The organism is Streptomyces sp., assembly GCF_031181555.1.
Classification (GTDB): Bacteria; Actinomycetota; Actinomycetes; order Streptomycetales; family Streptomycetaceae; genus Streptomyces; species Streptomyces fimbriatus.
Genome location: NZ_JAPSKQ010000268.1, coordinates 1 through 5299 on the forward strand (window position 1 = coordinate 1; position 5299 = coordinate 5299).

Sequence of the window (5299 nt, forward strand, 5' to 3'; positions counted from 1 at the left end):
CAAGTACCTGGCCGCCCAGGCGTACCTCGCGAAGACGACCCGCGAGATGGCCCGGGCCGCCCGGGCCCTCGGTGAGCACGACGACACCGGTCGCTTCCAGTCTCTCGACGAGGCGGTGCGCGCCGCCTTCCGGCGCGAGTACGTCACCCCCTCGGGCCGCCTCGCCGGTGAGACGGTCACCGCCTACTCCCTGGCCATCTCCTTCGGTCTCCTCTCCCCCGACCAGCAGGCCAAGGCCGGCGCCCGCCTCGCCGAACTGGTCACCGAAGCCGGTTTCCGCATCACCACCGGCTTCGCCGGCACTCCATGGGTGCTGCCCGCGCTCACCGAGACCGGACACCTCGACGCGGCCTACCGGATGCTCCTGCAGACCAGGTGTCCCTCCTTCCTCCACCCGGTCACCCAGGGAGCGACCACCGTCTGGGAGCGCTGGGACGCCATTCGTCCCGACGGGAGCCGGCACCCCTCGGAGATGACCTCCTACAACCACTACGCCCTGGGCGCCGTGACCGCCTGGCTGCACCAGAGCGTCGGTGGTCTCAGACCGACAGAACCCGGCTACCGCCGGATGTCCGTGGCCCCGCGTCCCGGCCCGGGCCTGTCCCACGCCTCGCTGCGGCACCTCACCGTGCACGGCAAGGTCCGGGTCTCCTGGCGGGCCACCGCCGCGGACGTGACCGTCGAGGTCACCGTGCCGTCCGGCACCGAGGCCACGGTCACGCTTCCGCTCCACCCGGAAGCACTCCGGACCACGGTGACGGCGGGAACACACAAATGGACCTATCCCGCGCCGCCGGGGTACGACCCCCATGCGCGGTACACCCTGGACACCCCGCTGCGTGTGCTCGTCAGCGACGACACGGTCTGGGCCGCAGTGAAGCAGGTCTTCGCCGAGCACCTGCCGCAGCTCCCGGTCTCCTACGCCGCCAGAAGTTCGGCCGGCACCACCCTGCGGACCGTACTCGACAGGTTCCCCGGCACGACCGGCGCCTTGGAGGACGCCTTCACCCGGGCCCTCGACAGCACCCGCTGAGTCCCGCTCCCCGCTCCGCCCGACCGCTTCCGCTCTGTACGGCTCCCGTGCGCCCGCAGGTGCACCGGAGCGTTCCGTGAAGGAGAACGCCCATGTTGAAACCCCGTTGCACCGCCACCCGCGAACTCGTCGGCCTCGACGGCCTCTGGAAGTTCGCCATCTCCACGGGCGCCGGCCCCCAGCCGTGGACCGGCCCGCTCGACACGCCGCTCGAAGCCGCCGTACCGGCCAGTTACAACGATCTGTTCACCGACAGTACGATCCGCGACCACGTGGGCTGGGTCTGGTACCAGCGCACGGCGCGGGTGCCGCGCGGCTGGGCGGGAGAGCGCGTGATGCTGCGCTTCGACGCCGTGACGCATGAGGCGAAGGTGTACGTCGATGAGCACCTCGTCGCGGAGCACGTCGGCGGGTACACGCCGTTCGAGGCAGACATCACCGAACTCGTCGGCTCGGGCGAGGAGTTCCGCGTCACCGTCGGGGTCAACAACGAGCTGACGAACGTCACGATCCCGCCGGGCACGATCACGGTCGCCCAGGACGGACGGCGCACGCAGAAGTACCTGCACGACTTCTACAACTACGCCGGCATCGCCAGGTCGGTGCGGCTCTACAGCGTCCCCGCCGTCCACATCGACGACATCACGGTCACCACGGGCCTCGAGGGAACCGTCGGGATCGTCGACTACTCGATCGAGACCACCACGTCCGCCCCCGTACGTATTCGCGTCCTCGACGCCGACGGCACACAGGTGGCGACCGCCGAGGGAGCCAACAACACCCTGCGCATCGACGACATCACTCCGTGGCGTCCGGGCGCGGCTTACCTCTACGACCTCGTCGCCGAGATCACCGACGGCAACGAGGTGACCGACACCTACACCCTGCCCTTCGGCGTCCGCACCGTCGAGATCCGCGGCAAGGAGTTCCTCATCAACGGGGAACCCTTCTACTTCACCGGCTTCGGCAAGCACGAGGACTCACCCGTGCGGGGCAAGGGACACGACGACGCCTACCTCGTGCACGACTTCCAGCTCATGGAATGGATCGGCGCCAACTCCTTCCGCACCTCCCACTACCCCTACGCGGAGGAGGTCCTCGACTTCGCCGACCGGCACGGCGTCGTCGTCATCGACGAGACCGCCGCCGTCGGCCTGAACCTGGCCGTCGAGGGCGGGCTGGCCGGGCGCCCGCACAAGCCCACCTTCTCCCCGGAGACCTTCAACGACGACACCCGCTCCGCTCACGCACAGGCCATCCGCGAACTGATCGACCGGGACAAGAACCATCCCAGCGTCGTCATGTGGTGCATCGCCAACGAGCCCTCCTCCCACGAGGACGGGGCGCGTGAGTACTTCGAGCCGCTGGTCGAGCTCACCCGCAAGCTCGACCCGACCCGGCCCGTCAGCTACGCGACCGTGATGTTCGCGACGTACAAGAACGACCGTATCGCCGACCTCTTCGACATCGTCTGCCTCAACCGCTACTACGGCTGGTACGTGGCCACCGGTGATCTCGCCACGGCGGAGACGTACATGGACATGGAGCTGCGCGGCTGGGCGGAGAAGTACGACAAGCCCATCCTCATGAGCGAGTACGGCGCCGACGCCCTGCCGGGTCTGCACTCGGTGTGGGACATGCCGTGGACGGAGGAATACCAACTCGCCTACCTCGAGGCGAACCACCGGGCCTTCGACCGCGTCGACGCCGTGGTGGGCGAGCACGTGTGGAACTTCGCCGACTTCCAGACCTCGAACGGCATCCACCGCGTCGACGGCAACAGGAAGGGCGTCTTCACCCGCGACCGCCGTCCCAAGACCGCCGCGCACGCGTTGCGTTCCCGCTGGAAGCCGCTGGAGGGCCGCAAGCCGTCGGCCGGCTGATCGTGTCCATCAGAAGGGCGGGGGGAGGGCGGAGGCGCGTCTCGGTGGCTTCAGGTGAGGCCGGCCGCCGTGACGGTCAGGGCGGTGCGCAGGGTGGCCGCGAGGTCGGCCCGGGCGGTCGCGGGGTCGGTGCCCGGCTCGGTCGTCCGGTAGGCGTGGTGTTCGACGGCCGCGCGCAGGGCGGCGTTGAGCATGGCGGCCCAGACGGCCGGCCGTACGTCGTCGGCGGGGAGTCCGGCGCGCTCGGCGAGGGCGCGGGCGAAGGCGGGTTCCGCCTCGTCGTGGGTCTGCAGCCAGACCGCGCGCAGGCCCGGTTCGGTCCGGGTCAGCCGGAGCAGGGCGCCCACGTCGGGGCCGGGCAGGAGCGCGTCGGTGGTCCATATGTGGTCGAAGGCTTCCTGGAGGGGCTCGTCGGGGCGCCACTGCCGCAGCGCGGCGGCGATCGTGTCGATGCCGGACGAGAACAGCGGCCGCACGCAGCTCTCCTTGGTGGGGAAGTAGCGCCACACCGTGCGTGCCGAGACGCCGACCGCCTGTCCGATCTGCTCGCCCGTGGTCGCGGCGACGCCCTGGGCGATGAACAGGTCGACCGCGGCGCGGGCGATCTCCAGCCGGATGGCGGCCTTGCGCTCCTCGGTCAGGGGCGGGCGCCCCGTCCGTCCGCGGGCTGCGGTCATCTGCCCCTCCGGCGCCGGTGATCCATGTCATACGCATTCTCCACCACGACTTTATGTCACTCAGGGACATAAAAGGTAGGGTGCCGGTGCGGTGCGACACGAGTCCGCCGCGTCGGCACCTCTTGGACGGAGCACTTCATGACCGGCGGTCTGAACGGACGCAGCGTGATCGTCACCGGAGCGGGATCGGGGATAGGACGCGCGGCCGCGCTCGCCTTCGCCGCACAGGGCGACCGCGTGGTGGCGGCGGACCTCAACGCCGACGGGGCCGACGCGGTCGTCAAGGAGATCGAGCAGGCCGGCAACACCGCGGTGGCCGTCACCGGCGACCTGAGCGACCAGGCCGTCGTGGACCGGGTGACGGCGACGGCGGTGGAGCGGTTCGGCGGCGTGGACGTCCTGGTGAACAACGCCGGCATCATGGACAGCATGTCGGCCCTGGCCGACGTGGGCGACGCCGAGTGGGAACGCGTCATCCGGGTCAACCTCACCGCGCCCTTCCTGCTCTCCCGCGCCGTACTGCCGCACATGCTGGCCGCGGGCCGCGGCGCCATCGTGAACACCGCCTCCGAGGCCGCCCTGCGCGGCAGCGCGGCGGGCGCCGCCTACACCGCCTCCAAGCACGGCGTGGTGGGGCTGACGAAGTCCCTCGCCGTGATGTACCGCAAGCAGGGCATCCGCGCCAACGCCGTCTGCCCGGGCGGCACCGCGACCGCCATCACCGTGAACGCCGACCCGGCCGCCCACGGCCCGACGGCGCTCGGCCCGCACTTCGCCAACCTCGGCCGCGTGTCACAGCCGGAGGAGCAGGCAGCGGCGATCCTGTTCCTCGCCTCGGACGCCGCGAGCAACATCAACGGCGCGATCCTGCCCGTCGACGACGGCTGGTCCGCCGTCTGACACGGCGCCGGCCACGCCCACCAAGGCGCCGCGCCGCCGCATCGCGAGCGCGCGGCACCTCACCCCCTGACGGACCGCAAGCGGGACAGGGCCCGACCGGCAGCGACCGGGCCCCGAACCGCCCCGCGTTGCGATCCGTCCCCCTAGACCCCGGCAGCCTTCCTGACCACGAGGACGTCGTCCATGGACTCCTCGCGCCAGCGCTTCAGGAGATCATGGAAGGCGAACGCGCCATGGGGATAGGCGCTCGGCACGTTCGGCCGGCCACGTCCCTCGCCGTTGTAGTACCCGGGGGTGCACTCGGCGTGGAACCACTCGTGATCGGGGGCGTCCTCGGCCAGGACCGCGAGCCAGGCGTCCTCGGCCTCGCGGGACGGTTCGATGACGGCGCCCTCGGCCTCGGCGGCCGCAACGAGTGCCGCGGCGTGCACGGCGTGCTCGTCGAGCACATGCGTGAAGTTGACGCTGCTGGCGCTCTGCACGCCTCCCAGCTGGATCAGGTTCGGGAAACCGTTGCTGGTGAACCCGTGCAGGGTCCGCGGCCCCTTCTTCGCCCACTCCTGCTGCAGCTGGACGCCGCCCCGGCCGCGCACCGGTAGCCTCCCGGAGTGGATGCCGGAGACCCCGACGGAGAACCCGGTGGCGAAGACCAGACAGTCGAGTGCGTATTCGGTGCCGCCGACCACGACGCCGTGTTCGGTCATCCGCTCGATGCCGTGGGTGTCCGCGGTGTCGACCAGGGTGACGTTGTCGCGGTTGAACGCCTGCAGGTAGGTGTCGGAGAACGTGGGGCGCTTGCACGCGTA

4 protein-coding genes and 1 pseudogene are annotated in these 5299 nt (G+C 70.7%); 3 read left to right on the forward strand and 2 right to left on the reverse strand.

All coding sequences use genetic code 11. The features are described 5' to 3' along the window. The coding region (locus tag RIM90_RS30300; protein WP_309063942.1) for an alpha-L-rhamnosidase C-terminal domain-containing protein at positions 1-1033 on the forward strand (1033 nt) is incomplete at its 5' end. A gap of 92 nt (positions 1034-1125) precedes the next feature. Further along, complete coding sequence (uidA, locus tag RIM90_RS30305) at positions 1126-2916, forward strand: beta-glucuronidase (RefSeq protein ID WP_309063943.1); 1791 nt, start codon at positions 1126-1128, stop codon at positions 2914-2916. A gap of 50 nt (positions 2917-2966) precedes the next feature. Here uidA and RIM90_RS30310 read toward each other — a convergent pair whose 3' ends face one another. Further along, positions 2967-3593, reverse strand: a complete 627-nt coding sequence (locus RIM90_RS30310) for a TetR/AcrR family transcriptional regulator (protein ID WP_309063944.1) — start codon at positions 3591-3593, stop codon at positions 2967-2969. Between the two features lie 138 nt (positions 3594-3731). Here RIM90_RS30310 and RIM90_RS30315 point away from each other — a divergent pair, with 138 nt between their 5' ends. Next, a complete protein-coding gene (locus RIM90_RS30315; protein WP_309063945.1) occupies positions 3732-4493 on the forward strand; it encodes an SDR family NAD(P)-dependent oxidoreductase in 762 nt (253 codons plus the stop codon). Between the two features lie 143 nt (positions 4494-4636). Here the strand turns inward: RIM90_RS30315 and RIM90_RS30320 are convergent. Beyond that, positions 4637-5299 (reverse strand): annotated as a pseudogene (locus tag RIM90_RS30320) (monooxygenase); the annotation flags it as partial.